General features: G+C 35.0%; 21 protein-coding genes. 15 read left to right on the top strand and 6 right to left on the bottom strand.

The features are described from left to right. Positions 1-106 precede the first annotated feature (106 nt). Positions 107-802 (top strand): hypothetical protein, encoded by a 696-nt coding sequence (locus FH508_RS20885; RefSeq protein WP_173479614.1) that lies wholly within the window; start codon positions 107-109, stop codon positions 800-802. 39 nt (positions 803-841) lie between these two features. On the opposite strand, the gene FH508_RS20880 is transcribed toward FH508_RS20885, so the two are convergent. Both FH508_RS20880 and FH508_RS20875 read right to left on the bottom strand, forming a co-directional pair. Beyond that, positions 842-2,536: a methyl-accepting chemotaxis protein gene (locus tag FH508_RS20880; protein ID WP_173479613.1), complete on the bottom strand. Its 1,695-nt coding sequence runs from the start codon at positions 2,534-2,536 to the stop codon at positions 842-844. Positions 2,537-2,869: 333 nt separating this feature from the next. Beyond that, positions 2,870-3,865, bottom strand: a complete 996-nt coding sequence (locus tag FH508_RS20875; RefSeq protein WP_173479612.1) for a M23 family metallopeptidase — start codon at positions 3,863-3,865, stop codon at positions 2,870-2,872. Positions 3,866-4,065: 200 nt separating this feature from the next. On the opposite strand from FH508_RS20875, the gene FH508_RS20870 reads away from it, so the two are divergent. From FH508_RS20870 to FH508_RS20860, 3 genes are all read left to right on the top strand, one after another. Next, positions 4,066-5,961, top strand: coding sequence for a PrkA family serine protein kinase (locus FH508_RS20870; RefSeq protein ID WP_173479665.1), 1,896 nt, complete (start codon positions 4,066-4,068; stop codon positions 5,959-5,961). 165 nt (positions 5,962-6,126) lie between these two features. Then, a complete protein-coding gene (gene yhbH, locus FH508_RS20865) occupies positions 6,127-7,293 on the top strand; it encodes a sporulation protein YhbH (RefSeq protein ID WP_173479611.1) in 1,167 nt (388 codons plus the stop codon). A gap of 49 nt (positions 7,294-7,342) precedes the next feature. Beyond that, positions 7,343-8,740: a SpoVR family protein gene (locus FH508_RS20860; RefSeq protein WP_173479610.1), complete on the top strand. Its 1,398-nt coding sequence runs from the start codon at positions 7,343-7,345 to the stop codon at positions 8,738-8,740. A gap of 73 nt (positions 8,741-8,813) precedes the next feature. Here FH508_RS20860 and FH508_RS20855 read toward each other — a convergent pair whose 3' ends face one another. Then, a complete protein-coding gene (locus FH508_RS20855; protein ID WP_173479609.1) occupies positions 8,814-9,248 on the bottom strand; it encodes a hypothetical protein in 435 nt (144 codons plus the stop codon). Positions 9,249-9,459: 211 nt separating this feature from the next. On the opposite strand from FH508_RS20855, the gene FH508_RS20850 reads away from it, so the two are divergent. Next, positions 9,460-10,344 (top strand): radical SAM/SPASM domain-containing protein, encoded by an 885-nt coding sequence (locus tag FH508_RS20850; protein WP_173479608.1) that lies wholly within the window; start codon positions 9,460-9,462, stop codon positions 10,342-10,344. 322 nt (positions 10,345-10,666) lie between these two features. Here FH508_RS20850 and FH508_RS20845 read toward each other — a convergent pair whose 3' ends face one another. Then, positions 10,667-11,056, bottom strand: coding sequence for a helix-turn-helix domain-containing protein (locus FH508_RS20845; RefSeq protein ID WP_173479607.1), 390 nt, complete (start codon positions 11,054-11,056; stop codon positions 10,667-10,669). 215 nt (positions 11,057-11,271) lie between these two features. Here FH508_RS20845 and FH508_RS20840 point away from each other — a divergent pair, with 215 nt between their 5' ends. Then, complete coding sequence (locus tag FH508_RS20840; RefSeq protein WP_173479606.1) at positions 11,272-11,940, top strand: restriction endonuclease subunit S; 669 nt, start codon at positions 11,272-11,274, stop codon at positions 11,938-11,940. Positions 11,941-12,013: 73 nt separating this feature from the next. On the opposite strand, the gene FH508_RS20835 is transcribed toward FH508_RS20840, so the two are convergent. Further along, a complete protein-coding gene (locus tag FH508_RS20835) occupies positions 12,014-13,687 on the bottom strand; it encodes a ribonuclease J (RefSeq protein ID WP_173479605.1) in 1,674 nt (557 codons plus the stop codon). 158 nt (positions 13,688-13,845) lie between these two features. On the opposite strand from FH508_RS20835, the gene FH508_RS20830 reads away from it, so the two are divergent. The 4 genes from FH508_RS20830 (at position 13,846) to FH508_RS20815 (ending at position 15,594) form a co-directional block, all read left to right on the top strand. After that, positions 13,846-14,070, top strand: a complete 225-nt coding sequence (locus FH508_RS20830) for a hypothetical protein (protein ID WP_139860655.1) — start codon at positions 13,846-13,848, stop codon at positions 14,068-14,070. A gap of 43 nt (positions 14,071-14,113) precedes the next feature. Continuing rightward, positions 14,114-14,323, top strand: a complete 210-nt coding sequence (locus tag FH508_RS20825; protein ID WP_139860652.1) for a hypothetical protein — start codon at positions 14,114-14,116, stop codon at positions 14,321-14,323. A gap of 568 nt (positions 14,324-14,891) precedes the next feature. After that, positions 14,892-15,080 (top strand): hypothetical protein, encoded by a 189-nt coding sequence (locus FH508_RS20820; RefSeq protein ID WP_139860650.1) that lies wholly within the window; start codon positions 14,892-14,894, stop codon positions 15,078-15,080. A 157-nt stretch (positions 15,081-15,237) separates the two neighbouring features. Further along, positions 15,238-15,594, top strand: coding sequence for a hypothetical protein (locus tag FH508_RS20815; protein ID WP_173479604.1), 357 nt, complete (start codon positions 15,238-15,240; stop codon positions 15,592-15,594). Positions 15,595-15,692: 98 nt separating this feature from the next. Here the strand turns inward: FH508_RS20815 and FH508_RS20810 are convergent, their stop codons facing one another. Further along, positions 15,693-15,977 (bottom strand): hypothetical protein, encoded by a 285-nt coding sequence (locus FH508_RS20810; RefSeq protein ID WP_173479603.1) that lies wholly within the window; start codon positions 15,975-15,977, stop codon positions 15,693-15,695. A 197-nt stretch (positions 15,978-16,174) separates the two neighbouring features. Here FH508_RS20810 and FH508_RS20805 point away from each other — a divergent pair, with 197 nt between their 5' ends. The 5 genes from FH508_RS20805 to FH508_RS20785 all read left to right on the top strand — a co-directional run bounded on the left by FH508_RS20805 (position 16,175) and on the right by FH508_RS20785 (position 19,337). Next, positions 16,175-17,647 (top strand): helix-turn-helix domain-containing protein, encoded by a 1,473-nt coding sequence (locus tag FH508_RS20805; protein ID WP_173479602.1) that lies wholly within the window; start codon positions 16,175-16,177, stop codon positions 17,645-17,647. A 320-nt stretch (positions 17,648-17,967) separates the two neighbouring features. Then, entirely contained in the window at positions 17,968-18,177 is a 210-nt protein-coding gene (locus tag FH508_RS20800; RefSeq protein WP_173479601.1) for a hypothetical protein, read from the top strand. 16 nt (positions 18,178-18,193) lie between these two features. Beyond that, the gene (locus FH508_RS20795) at positions 18,194-18,397 is read left to right on the top strand and encodes a gamma-type small acid-soluble spore protein (protein WP_173479600.1); all 204 of its coding nucleotides are present in this window, start codon (positions 18,194-18,196) and stop codon (positions 18,395-18,397) included. Positions 18,398-18,481: 84 nt separating this feature from the next. Next, positions 18,482-18,664 (top strand): cysteine-rich CWC family protein, encoded by a 183-nt coding sequence (locus tag FH508_RS20790; protein ID WP_173479599.1) that lies wholly within the window; start codon positions 18,482-18,484, stop codon positions 18,662-18,664. A 94-nt stretch (positions 18,665-18,758) separates the two neighbouring features. After that, positions 18,759-19,337 carry a DUF305 domain-containing protein gene (locus FH508_RS20785; RefSeq protein WP_173479598.1) on the top strand — a complete coding sequence of 193 codons (579 nt, stop codon included), beginning with the start codon at positions 18,759-18,761 and terminating at the stop codon, positions 19,335-19,337. Positions 19,338-19,841: the final 504 nt, after the last annotated feature.

Below are 19,841 nucleotides of genomic sequence, written 5' to 3'. Positions count from 1 at the left end.
TTGTTCAGCTATTTAAATGAAGAATGAAAAGAGAGATGACTGAATAAGATTTCTAATATAAAGTTGTATTTTCCTATCTATTATTCATATTGAGGGTGGAATAATAATGAAAACAGTCTTTCTACTATTGTTAGGTATAATTTATTTGTTTTTAGCAAATGCAATGGAAGCTATACTCATTAAAAAAACCTATTTTTTAATTGGCATTGCTTTAGTCACAGTCGGGACAATTCGTTATATTAAATGGAAATATCATACTTATAAATTAATGACAGAGCTAAAAAGAGCAAGTGAAGAAGAGTTAAACAATATCCCCCATACACATAGCACAATCGCCAGTAACGGTTTACAGGCGTTATTGCTAAATGAGCATACAAAAACATTATTAGTGGCGATGAAAGAAGATTGGGAAGCGGAGTTGACCAAGAAGGAAGTCCAATTTAATGAAATTTATGAAGTAGCCATAATGGAAGACGGTCATATTATTGCGAGAACAAGTAATGGATTATTTAATGAATCTTTACTAGAGGAAGACCATCGCTCTTTAGGAGAGGAAGAGGATATGGACGAGGATGAATCGGAGGAAATAGAGGAGATTTCACACTTAGCTATAAAATTGGTAGTAGATAATATTACTGCTCCGATTATTGAATATGCTTTTTTGGAATTGGAGGATGCAATATCTAAAGAAGATGATTCGTATCTAGAAGCAATGGAGTTATGTGAACAATGGTTTCAAAAAATCAGTATTATTATAAAGCGCTATGAGTTGGAAAGGGTGCCTATTCGGCGTTGGCAGTAAAAAAAGCTATCCGCAAAAAATCGGATAGCTTTTTAACTGTTATAAAGTAAATTTTTGTAGTTGGGTATTTAGCTCTTCAGCCATTTCTGCAAGCTGATTAGCACTCTTTGTAATTTCATCCATTGTTGCCGCTGTTTCTTCGACAGTTGCAGTTGTTTGCTCTACGCCTGCTGCAGATTCTTGTGAAATAGAAGCCATTTCATCAATAGAGCCATTAATCATTTCGGAGTGTTGCGAAATTTTTGTTAAGTTATTGGAAATGACATTAATATTGTCATTCATATCTTCAATCGCTTGAGAAATTTGATCGAACGTGTTATTTGTTTGATCTAATTGTGCAGTACCTTTTCGAACTTCCTCGTAGCCTGATTGTAGAGAACTCGTTACATTTCCTGTTTCATTTTGAATACGATGAACAATTGTAGAAATATCAGTAACAGAGAATTGTACTTGTTCAGCAAGCTTACGTACCTCATCTGCAACAACTGCAAAGCCTTTGCCATGCTCTCCTGCACGTGCTGCTTCAATTGCAGCATTTAAAGCAAGCAAATTCGTTTGGTTTGAAATCTCATCAATTACTGAAACAAGCTTTGAAATTTCAGCAGACTGTTCGTTTAAGCCTTCTACCTTTTTTACAGAATCTAAAACAATGTCATTAATAGTCGCCATTTGTTTTGTTGATTGGACCATTAATTTTTTACCTGACGTTGTTAAGTCATGTACATGCCCAGAATGTTCTTTTAACTCCGCTCCTTCTTGTGTTGTTTCATGAATGTTGCGTTGGAAAGTTGTCATTGTTTCTGCTAAATCACTAGCTGTGGACGCTTGTGTTTCTGTTCCAGTAGCCAGCTCTTGCATAGTATATGAAATTTGTTCTGTACCTGTTTGAACTTCGTTAGCAGATTGCGCTAATTCTTCACTGCTAGCTGCAACTGTTTCAGAAACATTATGAATAGAGCTAATCGTTTCCTGTAATTTATCATTCAAGTCATTGGCAGAAAGCATTAATTGTCCAATCTCATCTTGATTAGTAACTGAAAACTTATCATGTCGCAAATTCCCATCAGCTAATTCTCTCATACGATTGGAAACAATTTTAACGGGTTTAGAAATGCGACTTGCTGTAAAAATTGCTAAAAGAATGCCTGCAATAATTAGAATGAGACTGACAACAGACCCAATTGATTTATTGTTTGAACTTGTTGATACGACATCATTGCCGACTTGCGTAATCGAGTCATAGCGTTTATCAGACACTTCTTCATAGCCATCACGAACTTCATTTACAAGTTCATTCATAGCTGTTAAATTTTCTAATGCTAATTGTTTGTCGCCCTTTTTATAAACTTCAAAAACTTCACTATTAACACGGTTGCTCCATTCACGTGCCATCACTACTAGTTCTTCACGTTCTGCTGTTTTTTCATATTGCTCCACGATACTGTTATTATCCTCAGCAATTTGACGGTACTTATTAAAAGTATCTATGTATTTTTCATCGCCTGTTACAACATAACTTAAAGCTGCAGATAATCGTACACTTATAGACATAGACAAATTTTTACTTGCTTCTAAAACAACTAAATCTTCTTTCACAAGTACTTTTGCTTGTTTCTCCATGTTCGTGTTCGAAAAATAAGTATAAGTAGTAAAACACACAAATAATACTAATAAAATGATAAATCTACTTAAAATGCGTGCTTTGATTGATTTAAACTGAAATAAAGGGTTCATTTTTTCCATCCTTTAACTTTTTCTATAGAACGAGTCCTATCTTTTTATTTTATTACTATTTCATAAGAAAAGTAGAATTTTTTTGTTGAAAATACTAAAAAAGGTTTTTTGGCATAATTAATTTACATTATTATTATATTTTTGTTAGATTGCTAAAGGTGTATATCTATTTGCCTATGTTAATGTCATTTTTAGAAAGTGTAAAATTATTAAATTCCTACATCTGTGTAGACTGTCCATAAGGGAATTTTCAAAAAAAAAAGCAAGCCCTTGTGGAGCTTGCTTCTGCATCGTATTAATATCTAATGCTAATACTTGTACTTTGTAAATGCATTATTGCTTATTCTTTTTGGCTTGACGTTCCCATTGTAAAAGGGATGGGTATGGATCAAATGCCCATTCTGTACGGCCATTAAATTTGTATATTCCATAATGAAGATGTGGTGGGAATTTCCCTGAAGTTCCTTCTTTCCCATAGCCAGAGCTACCGACATAACCGAGTATTGTACCTGGCTCTACAACATCCCCAACCTTAATGTCCTTATTATAGCTGCCAAGATGGGCATAATAATGATAAGAATTATGATTATCACGAATCCCAATTCGCCATCCACCAAATTGGTTCCAACCTTTGATTTCGACTACACCATAGGAAGTGGAAAGTATAGGTGTACCATAGCTAGCAAATATATCTGTACCTTCATGGATACGCCTACCGCCCCAGCCTCTGTTATCGCCCCAAGTACCTCTAAAGCTGTAATTGTAGCGAGTTGGAATTGGGAACGTATGTGCATCTAGCTCAGTTGTTTTGAAATGTTTATACAAAGTAGAAATTGTTACAATTTGATTAACCGCTTCTTCGCTTTTGTAGTATTCCCATAATGCCAATTTGAAGTCCTCGTCGGTAGAACCAAATTTACTTAAATAGCTTGCCATGGAGTAAATAACATCTACATCATCTTTAGGACTGGCGATTCCATCATTATTGCCATCAAGTCCCATCCCACCGAAGTAACTGATTGTTTCGGGTATCGTATCTTCCTTGACAGGATTTAATGCGCCTGACCAATATTCATCAGAAAATTGAATGGCAATGTAGCCATCTCGCTTAGGGATGTCTTTCCGAACAGATTGGAGATTGCGCTCATATTGGTCGATTGCTGCTAAAAAGTGCCATGGAATCAGTAATTCATCGTATTGTACATAATAAGACATACGTTGTTGTAATATTTCTTCATTACTAGGTCCTTCATTTGCCAAAGTAACTGTTGGGAAGAAATAACTCCACACTAGCGTACATGTCAGAAGGAAAATAAAATGACGACTCAAAATTGAACCTCCTTTCTACAGATTAGAATAACCGAAATTTTATATTTCATAAGTCCGCTGTCAATACAGTAATTGGCTTTTTTGTAGCAAGAAAAAAAGAAACAATAAGAAGAAACTTAATCAAAGAAAAAGTAATGGGTATCATAATGTCTTTAACTTCATACTATGTTATAAATCAAGCCCTGAATGGAGGGAAGGCTATCAACATTTTAGATAAAGTGAAGAGCTATCGCGAAGAAGAAAATCGACTGAAGTGGGAAGGTACATTTGCAGATTATCTAAGCATTCTGAAGGAAAGACCTGAAGTTGCTCAAACAGCCCATTCTCGCGTCTACAATATGATTAAAAGCGCTGGTGTAGAGGAACGCGATGGGCAAAAAATGTATCAATTTTTCGGGCAAGAAATTTTTGGGCTTGAGTCAGCAATTGAAAGACTGGTGGAGGAATATTTCCATCCAGCAGCGAGAAGATTAGATGTTAGAAAACGTATTTTGTTATTAATGGGGCCAGTAAGTGGAGGAAAATCAACGATAGTGACTTTGTTAAAGCGTGGACTTGAACAGTTCTCGCGTACGGAAGAGGGAGCAGTTTATGCAATTAAAGGATGTCCAATGCATGAGGATCCCCTGCATTTAATTCCACATCATTTACGGAACGACTTTTTTAAAGAGTATGGAATAAGAATTGAGGGCAGCTTATCGCCTTTAAATACGATGCGTCTTGAAAAAGAATACGATGGACGTATTGAAAATGTCATCATTGAGCGTATCACTTTTTCAGAAGACAGACGTGTGGGCATAGGAACCTTTACACCTTCAGATCCAAAATCTCAAGATATTGCGGATTTGACAGGTAGCATTGATTTCTCAACAATTGGTGTATTTGGCTCAGAGTCAGACCCTCGTGCTTATCGCTTTGATGGAGAATTAAACAAGGCAAACCGAGGGATGATGGAATTCCAAGAAATGCTGAAACTAGATGAAAAGTTTTTATGGAATTTATTATCACTGACACAGGAAGGGAATTTTAAGGCAGGAAGGTTTGCGTTGATTAGCGCGGATGAGCTAATCGTAGCGCATACGAATGAAACAGAATATCGTTCCTTTATTTCAAATAAAAAGAATGAAGCATTACACTCGCGTATTATTGTAATGCCAATACCTTACAATTTAAAAGTGAGCCAAGAAGAACTGATTTATGAAAAGATGATTAATGAAAGTGATATGTCCCATGTGCATATTGCGCCGCATGCATTGAAGGCCGCAGCAATCTTTTCGGTCCTAACAAGACTGGAAGTTCCGAAAAAACAAGGTGTGGATCTTATAAAAAAAATGCGCTTGTACGACGGAGAAAATGTGGAGGGATTTAATTCCGTTGACTTAGAGGAGCTTAAAAAAGAGTTTCCGAATGAAGGCATGAACGGTATTGATCCACGGTATATTATTAATCGTATTTCTTCAGCTATTATTCGAAAAGAAATTCCATCGATTAATGCGTTGGATGTTTTGCGAGCACTGAAGGATGGTCTTGATCAGCATGCTTCGATATCGCAGGAAGATCGTGAAAAATATATGAACTATATAGCTGTAGCAAGAAGAGAGTATGATGATATTGCTAAAAATGAAGTGCAAAAAGCGTTTGTTTATTCGTATGAGGAATCTGCAAAAACGTTAATGAATAATTACCTCGATAATGTAGAGGCATTTTGTAATAAGAATAAAATTTTTGACCGCTTGACTGGTGAAGAAATGAATCCAGATGAAAAATTAATGCGCTCCATTGAAGAACAAATTGGGATTTCTGAAAATGCGAAAAAGGCATTCCGTGAGGAGATATTAATTCGTATTTCGGCTTACGCGAGAAATGGTAAGCGGTTTGACTATAATTCTCATGATAGATTACGAGAAGCGATTCAGAAGAAATTATTTGCTGATTTAAAAGATGTTGTAAAAATTACGACTTCTTCAAAAATGCCTGATGAGTCACAGTTGAAAAAGATTAATGAAGTTGTGGCAAGACTTGTCGATGAACATGGCTATAATACAACGTCAGCAAATGAATTATTACAATATGTAGGAAGCTTACTGAATCGATAGTTTTCATTTTAGTGGCAGCCACAATTATGCACTAGCGTAATTGATAGACGTAATAGGAGTGTCCCAATTTAAGGGCACTCCTTTTATTTCTCTAAAAAAGTTCAATAAAGCGGATTACTAGCATAGTATAGAAAAAGCGAATTTGATAGATGGGTGAGGATAAAAATGACTGAAAACGAAAATAAGGGTTTTGTCATCTCTCAGGAAAATTGGTCCCTCCATCGTAAAGGGCACCAAGACCAGCAACGTCATATGGAAAAGGTTAAAGATGCGATTAAAAATAATTTACCCGATTTAGTCAGTGAGGAAAGTATTGTCATGTCCAATGGTCGTGAGGTAATTAAAATACCGATACGCTCCCTCGATGAATATAAAATTCGATACAACTACGATAATTCTAAGCATGTCGGTCAAGGACAAGGTGATAGTAGTGTAGGTGATGTTGTTGCGCGTGACGGTAGTAAACAGCCAGGCAATGGAAATGGGAAAGAAGCTGGTGACAAGCCTGGTCAAGATTATTATGAAGCAGAAGTAAGTATGGAAGAAATTCAAAGTGTGTTATTTAAAGAGCTGGAGCTTCCTAATTTACAGCAAAAAGAAAAAGCAGATATTAAAACCGAAAAAATTGAATTTAATGATATAAGGAAAAAAGGGCTTATGGGGAATGTGGATAAGAAGCGTACAATATTGAATGCGCTGAAACGCAATGCCATGGAAGGGAAAGCACAAATTACACCAATTCATAATGATGATTTACGTTTTAAAACATGGGATGAAGTGGAGAAGCCTGAATCAAAGGCTGTAGTCCTTGCAATGATGGATACGAGTGGTTCAATGGGTGCCTTTGAAAAATATTGCGCTAGAAGCTTCTTCTTTTGGATGACGAGATTTTTACGGTCGAAATATGAAACAGTTGAAATTGAATTTATAGCACATCACACAGAGGCAAAAGTAGTGACAGAGGAAGAGTTTTTCACAAAAGGGGAAAGTGGCGGAACGATTTGTTCTTCAGCTTATATTAAAGCGTTAGAGTTGATTCGTGAGAAGTATAATCCTAGTCGTTACAATATTTATCCAGTGCATTTTTCAGATGGTGAAAACATTTCAATGGATAATGAAAAATGTTTAAAGCTTGTTAATGAATTGATGGACGTCTCAAGCATGTTTGGATATGGCGAAGTCAATCAACATAATCGTTTTTCAACATTAATGTATACGTATAAAAAAATTGATGATCCAAAGTTTAGGTATCATATTTTAAAGAAAAAAGGCGATGTCTATGATGCCTTAAAGAGCTTTTTCCAAAAACATGAGTTGCAAAATGAAAATTAATATTAGGAAGGTGCGAAGCATTCATTTTTCCAGAGGAGGAGGTTGAAAAATGGAGAAGGAGCTTCACCGTGCGATTGATGAAATAACAGAAATTGCAACAGGGTTTGGTTTAGATTTTTTCCCAATGCGTTATGAAATATGTCCTGCAGATATTATTTATACATTTGGCGCATATGGTATGCCTACGCGTTTTTCCCACTGGAGCTTTGGAAAGCAATTTCATAAGATGAAGCTGCAATATGACTTAGGGCTAAGTCAAATATATGAGCTTGTGATTAACTCAAATCCGTGCTATGCATTTTTACTCGATACGAATACACTTACACAAAATAAGCTAATTATTGCGCATGTGTTAGCACACTGTGACTTCTTTAAAAACAATGTACGATTCTCGAATACAAGGCGAGATATGGTAGAGAGTATGACGGCAACAGCAGAACGGATTGCTGGCTATGAAAGGGAATATGGTAAGGAAGAGGTCGAACAGTTTTTAGATGCGATATTAGCTATACAAGAACATATCGATCCTTCTTTATTAAGAACAAAGCTGGCTTCTGAAGAGGAAGAACAGGACGAAGAAATTATTGCTACCAAATCTCCGTATGATGATCTTTGGAGTTTAGATAATAAGGAAAAAGAACAGCGGTCGGTACGTAGAAAAATCAAGCCGTTTCCAATGAAACCTGAAAAAGATTTATTGCTATTTATTGAGGAGCATAGTCGTGAACTAGAGGGATGGCAGCGGGATATTTTAACAATGATGCGTGAGGAAATGCTATATTTTTGGCCTCAATTAGAAACGAAAATAATGAATGAAGGCTGGGCATCCTTTTGGCATCAACGAATTATGCGTGAGCTGAATTTAACGACAGTGGAGACGATTGAATACGCTAAGTTAAACGCTGGTGTTGTGCAGCCATCCAAAACATCGATCAACCCTTATTATTTAGGCTTGAAAATATTTGAGGATATTGAAAAACGCTATAATAATCCAAGTGAAGAAATGCTAAAACGTGGAGTACTACCAAATAGCGGACGTGAAAAGATGTTTGAGGTGCGAGAAATTGAATCGGATATTTCCTTTATTCGCAACTATTTAACAAAGGATTTAGCAAAGCAAGAGGATCTATATTTGTTCCAGAAAAAGGGCAATGAATATCGTATTACAGACAAAGATCATGAAATGGTTCGTGATCAGCTTGTATCGATGCGCGTCAATGGAGGGTTCCCATATATCGTTGTGAAAAATGGCGATTATCTCCGAAATGGAGAGTTATATTTAGTGCATGGTTTTGAAGGGATGGAGCTAGATCCTCATTATTTAGAAAATGTATTGCCTTATATTTATCAATTATGGGGGCGTCCTGTGCATTTAGAGACATTTGTTGAGGGAAAACCGATGCTCTATTCGTATGATGGTACAAAAAATTATAAGCGCTCGGTCTAAAGCAAAACTTCTATCAGGTAGGATGAAAATTCCTATAGATAGAAGTTTTACTTTTTTTATTGAGGTAATTTTATTAATTGTTTTCAGTGGGTTCATCTTCAACTGTGCCTTGTAGCTCATCTTCAACATCTAGGTGTTGAGTTGAAGTTGAATGTATATCACTATCGATTACTAAACTATCACGAACTTTTTGCCCCTGCTGTCCACCAGCTTCATCGTTATTATTTCCTGCGATACCACTTCTGCCATTGCCATCCGCAAATTGCGATTTAAGATTTCTTGTTTGGCTATGGTTCAGCGCATTTTGCCCACCTTGGTTAGCATTTGTGCCAACCTCCTTATTGATTTGCCCACCACCTTCAGCTCTTTGTTCAAAACGGTTTTCTGTGTTGCCAATATTAAAGGTAATATTTATGGTAATGTCATTTTTCGCTTGATTATTAGAATGATTTCTTTCAGGTTCATTAGGATTATGAGAATTTTTGCGGGGATTATAAAAACCTGTCATAGTTTTCACTCCTTTCTTTTAAGTATTATTATTAAAGTATTAATTTCTTAGATGTTTACTTGTACGTGTAGCCTTATACTTAAAAGGAAATATTAAAGATATTATGGAAAGCTGTAGTTATTCAAAATGAATTTCTGCAAGACATAACGAAAATTTGTTAAAATGAATAAGATTATATGAATATCTATGGAACTGGAACGGTGAATAAACGTTGAAAACATTTAAAAAGGTATATATAGAAATAACAAGTGTATGTAATTTAGCTTGTAGTTTCTGCCCGCCAACTGAGCGCGCAAAAGGGCTTATCAAGGTAGAACAGTTTAACAAAATTCTTGATGAAATACGTCCTCATACTAAATACATTTACTTGCATGTGAAAGGCGAACCACTTTTACATCCTCGTATTAATCAGCTACTAGATGCGGCGCATGACAAAGGCTTTAAGGTGAATATTACAACGAATGGTACACTTATAAAAAAGAATCGTGAAAAGCTATTGGGCAAGCCTGCACTACGCCAAATTAATTTTTCGTTACATAGCTTTGATGGTCATGAGGGCTCTGAAAATCGAGAAAAATATTTAGGGGATATTTTAGATTTTGTGCGCGAAGCAAAAGAATTTAACACAATTATTTCGTATCGCCTGTGGAATTTACAGCAGGATCATGTTTCAGATCTTGCTGCTAGAAGAAACCGTGAAACATTAGAGATTTTAGAAAATGAATATCATCTTGATTTTCGCATTGAGGAGAAAGTTCAGCCAGGTAAGGGCGTAAAAATTGCGAACAATGTGTATTTAAACCAAGATCATGAATTTAGATGGCCAAGTTTACTTGCGCCAGAGGATGAAGGCAAAGGCTTTTGTCACGCATTACGCAGCCAAGCTGCCATTCTTGTAGATGGTACAGTTGTGCCATGTTGTCTTGATGGAGAAGGTGTTATTAATTTAGGGAATGTACATGAGCAGTCCTTTAGTGAAATTGTAGAAGGCGAGCGTGCCAATAATTTAGTCGATGGCTTTTCACGACGAGAAGCGGTTGAAGAGCTATGCAAAAAATGCGGCTATCGTCAGAAGTTCGGTATGGAAGGCGAATAGGGTAAAAGAGAAACAGTTGACTGCAAAGTTGATTTGCGTTGCAGGCCAATGAAAAGAGCAATGTGAAGATGGCCTTACAGCTTTCAAAATGCTTATCAAGTTGATTGAAGCAACGGGAATTTTTCCGCTTTAGGAGCCACTCTTATGCCGCGGGGCTATGCGGTGTGCCAGTCACACATACAATTTCTATGCTTTGCATTTGAAACTAACAAAGGAAAAATCCACGTAGACTCTCGCGGAAAGCGACCGTCCCTAACAAATATCTACTAACACTCTGTGAAAGGTGCAGACAAGTCCTGTTTACAGTCGAACAGCTCCAATGTTAATCAACATTGGAGCTGTTTTTCTTTGATTGAGCATCAATTGTATTTAAAAAATCTCTTGTGATGCGTACTACATATTTTACTTCGTCTAAATTGCGCTCTCTTAATAATGAGCGATGAATGTCGAGCATAAGATTTTTCTCTTCAATATCAGTAACACCCGATAATCTTTGGAAATTAAAAAGTTCCTCTGGTGCAATATCTAACGCTTTCATAAGCAACTCTAAAGTACTTAACGTAATATTGGATTGCCCGTGCTCAATATTGGAAATGCGACCTTTACTAAAACCTAACTTCCCCGTTCTCTCTGCTACTTCTTCTTGACTAAGCCCTTTGGAAACTCTAATGATACGGAGTTGTTCACCTACTAGCTTTAAAAAGTCTGACATATCACTCACCTCTATGTAAAAAGCTAGTGAAAAACAATGATTATGCATATACCATTAAAGTTATATAATGTAGATAATGTTACATTAAAATGGTACAATAATCATTATTAAAATGTTATGCAATAGAATTTCTAATTTTTTGGACCGTCTTCCCATGCATTTTTTGATTGGTTGTGTGGGAATTTGAAAGCTTTTTAAGAATGGAGGATTTAAACTTGTTGGAGCGTTATAGACTTGATGAAGTAGCTCTTATTGTTGCTAATTTAACAACACCAAATATTTCAGAGTGCTCAAAAATAGGTCAACCTCTTATTACTGCAGAAACTTTAAAAGGGTTAGCGCTTGACGGTGATGTTCGTAAATTAACTAATTGGAATGCAGTAGATAATATGCTTTTTACGTGTACGAAGGTGCCAGCAAAAACAATTATTCTTGCCCGAAATGACTTGGGTAGTGCTAAAAAATATATATTTCATTGTGAACAAGAAGTATATATTACGAATGATGTAGTTGCGATTATACCGAATGCATCCATTCTATTAAGTGAGTATTTATATTATTTCCTCCAATGGTATGAGCCAAAAACAGATTGGAGACAATTGCATCATATAAAATTAGATGTACCATCTTTAGAAATCCAAGAACATATTGTAAAGCTGCTTAAAACAAGTCAGCTTTTATTGAAAAATAAAAAATCATTGCTTGCTGTTGTCGAGGAGCTACCAATGCATTTTCAAAACATTTCAAAGCAAACTGAACAACATGCTAACCAACTAAAGGACGGGTTTGACCAACTTCAAACGTTATATCATTTGGCACTACACAAAATCTTTACTGGAGAGCTATTTCAGTTCCAAAATAAAAATTGTAAAAGAAAGACTTGAGATGACATTAAAAAATAAGTCGGTGTTAAAAGGAATACCGCAACACCGACTTGCTAACATAAACGATATGCAGTTAAATTTCAATTATAATAGGTAAAATCATCGGTTTTCGTTTCGTTTGCGCAAACAAATATTGACCAACGGCTTTTTTAATTTCGCGTCTTAAAACAAATAGTTGTTGTTTATTTACCTCTTGTAACTCGTTAATTGTAACTTTTACAAGATCATTCACTTTATGAAGAAGTTCCTCTGACTCTTTTGCATAAACAAATCCTCGTGATGTAGTATCAGGTTCTAAAATAATTGATCCATCTGTCTTGCTAAGTGTTAACACGATGACGAGCATACCATCCTCCGATAGTTGTTTACGATCACGTAATACAATGCCTTCAACTTCACCAATACCAATACCATCAACATACGTATCACCAGATGGGACTTTTCGTGTTTGCCTAGCTTTCGATTTTTCGATATCAACAACATCCCCATTTTTCATAATAAAGGTATGTCCTCTTTTGACACCGACAGATTCTGCTAACAAACGGTGCTGATGGAGCATGCGGAATTCTCCATGGATAGGTATAAAAAACGTTGGTTTCATAAGTGTCAGCATAAGCTTTAAATCCTCTTGATAACCATGTCCAGAAACGTGCATGCCAGTGTTACTGGATGAACCATAAATGACTTTGGCCCCAAGCTGAAATAAATTATCGACAATTCGCGAAACACCTTTTTCATTACCTGGTATTGGAGAGGCAGCTAAAATAACAGTATCGTCTGGCAAAATTTTTACTTCACGATGATTGCCACTAGCTAAACGAGAAAGTGCGGCTAATGGCTCTCCTTGACTCCCTGTACATAACACAACTACTTCCTCTGGTGGGAGATACTTCACTTCACGGGCATCAAGTAACAAATCATCGGGCATCGTTAAATATCCGCGCTCTAATGCAACATCTAATACATTGACCATACTACGACCTAACAATGCTATTTTCCGATTCGTTGCAATAGTGGCGTCTACAATTTGTTGAATTCGATTCACATTGGACGCAAACGTAGAAATGATTATTTTACGCTCAGCATGAAGAAAAGCCTCTTCAATATGATGCCCTACAAGCTTTTCTGATGGTGTTAATCCTGGACGTTCAGCATTTGTACTTTCAGAAATTAATAACAATACACCTTCAGATCCGATAGCTGCCATCTTGTGGATGTCAGCAAACTGATTATTTACTGGTGTTAAATCAAACTTGAAGTCCCCAGTATGCACAACATTGCCTTCAGGTGTTTTGAAAACAATACCTAAACAGTCAGGAATACTATGATTCGTTCTGAAGAAACTAACATCTATCTGTCCGAAATGTAGCGAGGAGTCAGAGCGAATCTCTATCAAGTCAGTCTCTCTTAGTAGCTTATGCTCTTTTAGTTTTAACTCAATTAGCCCTAATGTAAATCGGGTAGCGTAGATGGGCACATTAATTTTCTTTAAAAGGTACGGAATACCACCTATATGATCTTCATGCCCATGAGTGACAATCAAACCTTTAATTTTTTCTTTGTTCTCCTGTAAGTATGTGATATCAGGAATAATCAAATCAATGCCGAGTAGGCTTTCATCTGGAAACTTTGCGCCACAATCGACTATAAGTAAATCATTTCCGTACTGTACAACATACATATTTTTTCCGATTTCGTTAATACCGCCTAGGGCAAAAATGGATAATGCATTATTTGCTGCGTTCAATTGAATACCTCCGTTTAAACGTTTTCCGATACGTTTTAGTATTGCTCGCGTTTTCAATCTTATACTTTTGTGGGCCTTTAAAATGTTTCTTATATAACAGAGAATGACAAAAACAGCTATTGGATATGATAAGTGCATTAATGGAGGAGTGTTGGAGAATGAAGGAATTTAAAATAACCTATTTCTTTGATGAGATTCATTATGTTAGACGATTTATTCATATTGAATCACAAGAAAAAGCACAGCAATTGGTTAAAAGTGAACGCGATCAATATATTGCTTTTACAGATAGCAGAGGAATATATCATGAATTACACACAAGAAATGTTCGAGTTATCCAAGTTTCCGAGTATCATCGGGTTGATAAAACGAAGGACACATAATCTTAGTATGTTTACACACATTACTATAAAGGAGTGTGACAACATGGATAAAGAAAATGTGCCACCTGAGAAAAGAATGTTTATGAACTTATCAAGCAAAGACAAGCCTGATATGGTTGATTCGGATACCATTAGTATTTTTGATTTGCATGAAGATATGCAAACAGTCGATATTATTCCAATTGAAGAGCTCAATAAAAGGGTGAAACGAGAAGGCGATGAATTGATTGAAATGCAGCCAGATGAATTATAGAGAGGAAGAATGCGCTTTTGTCATTCAAATGAAGAACTAAGAGAAACCTAACATAAATGGCAGTGAAGTTTAACATATAAATAGCAAAAACGAAAACTGGACTTAAACTGTCCAGTTTTCGTTTTTTTATTTTGGGCGGCTCATCCTACTTCCGCATTAAAAGGCCAATTTTTTATCAAAAATAAAAAATTAAAAAGAGAAATATGATTTTAAATATAGTCAAAATTATATGATGTAAATATTATTTAAAAACTTTAAATAAAAATAATATTTAATTTTAATAAATAAGTAGTAATTTTGCCTTTTTAATTTTCTCAAAAAAAAGATATAGGGGGAAAAAATAAGATTCTTCCGTGCTATTAAAATAATATATAGTTCAGATAATTGCAGAAATGAAAAAATAACTGCAGAAAAATTTAAGGAAGGGGTCTAGTAATAGAATGAAGAAAAAAAGAAATAAATTTAAAAAACTACAATTTTTGCTGCTGCTGCTGCATTAGTAACACCAGCAATAGTAACTCCAATTAACGCGGAAGCCACTAAGCATAATCAACAGCGGACATTTGAAGTGAAAACAGACCTTCACATTTTAATGAGAATAGACGGTGAAAAGGTGACTGGTCAATGGTGTGGCAGAACGCTGCGTTTAGTCAATACAGCTGACGATAATGAATTTTATACAAATACATTACCGAATGAGCCTACAGTAGATAAAGAGGGAACATATTACATCTATGATTTAACAGACGCTGATTAAGGAGTAGATATTCATAAAAAGTTAAAATCAGGCGGTAAAATTACAATTCACAATAGTAATGGTATTACTGCTGTCCCTACTTTAGATTACTATACGGTAACATTTTATGGAGACAGTGAGTGAAGAGAACAAAATACAAGCCGAGGAGAACAAGTTATTGGCTGAAGAGAACAAGTTACAAGCTGAGGAGAACAAGTTACTGACAGAGCAGATCGAGGTAGTGGCTGAACAGTATTTGTTACAAGCCGAACAGAATGAATTACTAGCTAAACAGGATGAATTACAAGCCGAACAGAACGAATTACTAGCAAAACAGGATGAATTACAAGCTGAACAGAACGAATTACTAGATCAACGGAACGAGTTACAAGCTGAACAGAACGAATTACTAGATCAACGGAACGAGTTACAAGCTGAACAAGACGACTTACTGGCTCAACAAAAAGAGTTAATAGCTGAAAAGGATGAGTTACTAACGCTACAGAACGAGTTACTAACTCATCTAAACAAATAATATTTTTTGCAGGAAGCAAAGTTAAGGAACTAGCTATTTTTTAATGAAAGGGAAGACAGAGGTGGTAGCTCATTTGATGTCATTTAATCAATTACTGATCAAAAGGAAATCTTCTCTGTATGGAGCGAACCAGTTGCTGACAAAACAACAGTATCAGCAACCAAATCAACACAATCAATTGCTGTTACAACAAAACTACTTGTTGCTACAGCAAAATCACTTATTGACGTAACAAAACCAATTATTGAAGCAACAAAATCAGTTGTTGGTCCAACTACGGAATCCTTCACTGAGCCACCAACATCAGTTGCTGGCTCAGCGGTGGGAGTATGTGCCGTTGCAACTACAACAGGTGTCGATACAAAAGAAACGGTTGTTGGCACAACAACAGTATCAGTCGCTGACTAATCGGAAATATTTACGAGAAGAGCAGTATCAAATACTGATTTAACCTTCTTTTAATATTGTAATAAACTATTTTTAATATCCTTTACATAAAGACAAAGTCGATAATGGCTTTGTTTTTATGTTTTTTAAGAAACTTTAGTATTTAGATAAAATAAAAAGGAGCTGATAGATTATGGAAAGATTTTTAGATCGCCCAGAAAAAATACTGATTTATCTTTATTGTAAAAGCGGACAAGCGAAGATCGATGAGTTGGCAGAACATTTACAAGTTGGACGATCCACTATAGAAAAAGAACTTCATTTTTTAATGGAAACATTAAGTAACACAAGTTTTTTTATAAAATCTGGGGAAGTCCATTTGGATATTGTTTCTCCTTCACTAATTGATGATGCATTGAAGTTACTATATAAAGATAATGTATTTTTAAAAATAATAACAATAATCTTCGAAAAAAATGTATATTCTGTAAGTGAAATTACACAACTCCTCAATATGAGCAAATCTACAGTGTACCGTAAATTTAAAGTTATAAAAGAATGGCTACAAGAACATAAATTAAAATTAGTTACTACTCCAGTGCTAATGGTACAAGGTGATGAAAAAAATATTCGGAATTTAATGCAACAATTTTATGATTTTTACTTATCTCGTTCTTTATCGGAAATAAGATTTTTTAACAAGGAACTCTTTGTGAAGAAAATTGATGAAATTTGTATTATAAATAGTTTTAATTTGACACCACAAGGTCTACGAAAATTGTCCATTTCCATGGAAATTTTGCATATTAGAAGTCGACTTTCAAAGTATATACAATATGAAAGTTTCCCTACTGAAGAAAATTCTCTTTATATAAACATAACAAAAAAGCTACAATCATTTTTTCCTAATTATATGGATAAAAACACTAAACAATGTGAGTTTATTTATTATGCAACGAATTTATATAACTATTTAATACGCGAGAGAAAGCTCACTATAGGTGAAATTTATTCTTTAAAAGAAAGTAATTTGCGTTATAGTATGATTTTCGATTTTTTAGAGTATATATCCGAAAATTTTTATTTTGATTTCTCTTCTGATATAAGACTCGTTGAAGGGTTAAGTAGGTATACTGAACTCTACTATATTGATTTACGTTTAGGAACTAATAATAGGTTAAATGAGTTAAGTGGTTACATAAATATTTGTAAAGATCATCCTTTTTATTTTCTAGTGAAAGAAGCAGCTTTAAAGTTATTTAAGCAATATAATTTTCTCCCTGAAATTAAAGAAATTGATATATTTGCGCTGTACTACTTTCTTTCAATAAGTCAGCTTAGAATAAAAAAGATACAAACTGTCTCAATCGCTATTATAACGGAATCTGAAATTGAACAAGAAAGTATATTAGAATACTTAACGTTTAAATATGGGACAAATATACAAGCATACTCATTGAACTTATACGCTTTTAAAAAGAATATATTTTATCAAGAGTATGATTTGTTAATAAATATGGAAAATAACAATAGTCTTTTCAAAGGCGTTGAAAGCCTAACGATCTCTCCTTTATTAAGTAACGCCGATAAAAGTAAACTTGATTATAAAATAAACGAACTTTTAAATAAAAAAATGACTAAATATACTGATCTAATAGTATTTTAACGTAATCTCGATATGCCATTTACATTGGATTTATCCTAATGAATTTTAAAATTGCCTAACGCAATCTCAAGCTAGATGTAAAAGAGCAATTATCCCCTATTTTCTGTTTACTCTAATAGCCTTGCAATCTACACGAACAATGAATTTAGTCTTTATTCAACTTTCTGTAGTAGTCAATTTTTTTGATGATTTTTAAATCTAGAAAACATGGAAAGTTCACGTTATGCATGTTTTAAAATACTATAAGGTGGATAAACAATAAAGAAGTACACATAATCTATACACTTTTACACACATTAACGATAAAGGAGTTTGACAACATGAATAAAGAAAATGTGCCACCTGAGAAAAGAAAATTTATGAACTTAGAAAGTAAAGATAAACCCGACATGGTTGATTCAGATACAATCAGTATTTTTGACTTGCATGAAGATATGCAAACGGTTGATCCCATTCCCGTTGAAGAGCTCAATAAAAAGGTGAAAAGAGAAGGCGATGAATTGATTGAAAAGAAGCCTGATGAATTATAGAAAGGAATGAATTTGCTTGCAAAATAGGGATGAAGAGCAACTTACGGCGTCTGGTACGAATATTAATGATGTAAAACAGAAAAATGCAGAAGCAGGTCTATCCTATAATGAAGTGAAAGAGCTACTAGCTAAAACGGGTGGGTATGGTACTGGCAAATATAGTGATACAGATAGTGAAGAAGTGAGAGCGCAAAATAATCAATCAATGCGTAATATGTAATAGTGGAAGGAGTGCGAAATATAGTCTGTATTTCGTGCTCCTTTTGTTGTACATTACAACCATCGTAGAAAGGAGTGTCATGTAATGCAATATGAAGAAAAAAGTTGCCCTTTATGTGGGAAAGACAATCAATGTGGTGTAGCAGAAGGCCAGGATGCATGCTGGTGTATGAACGAAAAATTTCCTGAAGATATAATAGGGGCAGTCTCTAACGAACCTAAGAAGTGCATTTGTCAAAATTGTTTACTTACATATAAAAACATCTAGCTTTCTCTGTTTCATTATCTTGGTGTCTGTTGGTACAAATGTCTATCGCACAACAACCTACCTGGCATACATTACTCTGAAAGGAGTGTGTCTAATGTCGAAACCAATTCCACTTAGTAATGTAACTCAGGCATATTTAGAGGAAAACAAAAGAATAATCAATAAGATGATGCAAGGTATGACTTATGTAACAATAACATGTAGCATATCTGAAAATTTCATTAAACAGATTATTCCCCATCAAATAGCGGCAATTAGAATGTCAGAAAATGTGTTGCAATATACAACGAATATACCTGTTCAAAATTTTGCATTAGAAGTTATCCAAACTCATACTGAAATCGTCGAAAGTCTAGAAGCAATACAAAATAGATGCTGTATCGTACAAAATACAGAATATGAATTATATGAATATATGTGTACATTTAAAGAAATTGCTGAAACGATGTTCCAAGCATTATGCTCACCACCAACCTCTAATAGTATTAATATAAATTATCTTCAAGATATGATTATTCATCATCAAGCTGGTGTACGATTAGTGCAAAACGTTCAAAGATTCTGCATATGCCAAGAGTTAATTCCAATTCTTCAATGTATGATGCAAACATTATGTTGTCAACTTGAAGAAATGCAAAAATTACTTGATGCGCTACAAGATTGTGATTGTTAAAAATAAAACGCTAAAATTGTTCGCAATTTTAGCGTTTTATTTTGCTGATAATAGAATTAAATGGCTTCTTATGGACTCGTTCCAGCGGGCATTTAGCTCAAGCTACTCGTCCTAATAGAGTCGCCACTGTCGGCTAAAGTAAATGGCTTTTTTTATGGAGAAAGAATTGAAGTTCTCTATTTTTTGCATGGTTGTCCTAGAGGATTAATTTTACTGTGTGAAAGGTCGTTGCGAAATTATGTAAGTAGGTGGTGCTAGCAGATTGGAGTGGAAGGCGTGACATTTCTACAGGAACAGCAAGAGCGGAAAATTCATTTTTGTGGCGATTTGCTGCAAAAATTAGTTGGAGCCGTACCTGCGGAAAGGGAGCGTCTGGAACGGCAATCAACTTGCACTAAAAAAGGGTGGTACTAATAACTTGCAACACCTTGGCAGACATCAATGTCCGAGCCTTATTAGTTGTAGTTTCCCGCTGTTTGAGAAGTTATCCGTGTTTGAGGGACT

The organism is Lysinibacillus sp. CD3-6 (assembly GCF_006351725.2).
Lineage (GTDB): Bacteria > Bacillota > Bacilli > Bacillales_A > Planococcaceae > Lysinibacillus.
The sequence above is the reverse complement of the archived record's forward strand: the minus strand, read 5'-3'. Positions and strand labels throughout refer to the sequence as shown.

Coding starts and splice junctions, on each gene's coding strand:
- FH508_RS20885 (WP_173479614.1), top strand. CDS start 107: ATGAAAACAGTCTTTCTACTATTGTTAGGTATAATTTATTTGTTTTTA.
- FH508_RS20880 (WP_173479613.1), bottom strand. CDS start 2,536: ATGAACCCTTTATTTCAGTTTAAATCAATCAAAGCACGCATTTTAAGT.
- yhbH (WP_173479611.1), top strand. CDS start 6,127: ATGACTGAAAACGAAAATAAGGGTTTTGTCATCTCTCAGGAAAATTGG.
- FH508_RS20860 (WP_173479610.1), top strand. CDS start 7,343: ATGGAGAAGGAGCTTCACCGTGCGATTGATGAAATAACAGAAATTGCA.
- FH508_RS20855 (WP_173479609.1), bottom strand. CDS start 9,248: ATGACAGGTTTTTATAATCCCCGCAAAAATTCTCATAATCCTAATGAA.
- FH508_RS20845 (WP_173479607.1), bottom strand. CDS start 11,056: ATGTCAGACTTTTTAAAGCTAGTAGGTGAACAACTCCGTATCATTAGA.
- FH508_RS20830 (WP_139860655.1), top strand. CDS start 13,846: ATGAAGGAATTTAAAATAACCTATTTCTTTGATGAGATTCATTATGTT.
- FH508_RS20825 (WP_139860652.1), top strand. CDS start 14,114: ATGGATAAAGAAAATGTGCCACCTGAGAAAAGAATGTTTATGAACTTA.
- FH508_RS20805 (WP_173479602.1), top strand. CDS start 16,175: ATGGAAAGATTTTTAGATCGCCCAGAAAAAATACTGATTTATCTTTAT.
- FH508_RS20800 (WP_173479601.1), top strand. CDS start 17,968: ATGAATAAAGAAAATGTGCCACCTGAGAAAAGAAAATTTATGAACTTA.
- FH508_RS20790 (WP_173479599.1), top strand. CDS start 18,482: ATGCAATATGAAGAAAAAAGTTGCCCTTTATGTGGGAAAGACAATCAA.
- FH508_RS20785 (WP_173479598.1), top strand. CDS start 18,759: ATGTCGAAACCAATTCCACTTAGTAATGTAACTCAGGCATATTTAGAG.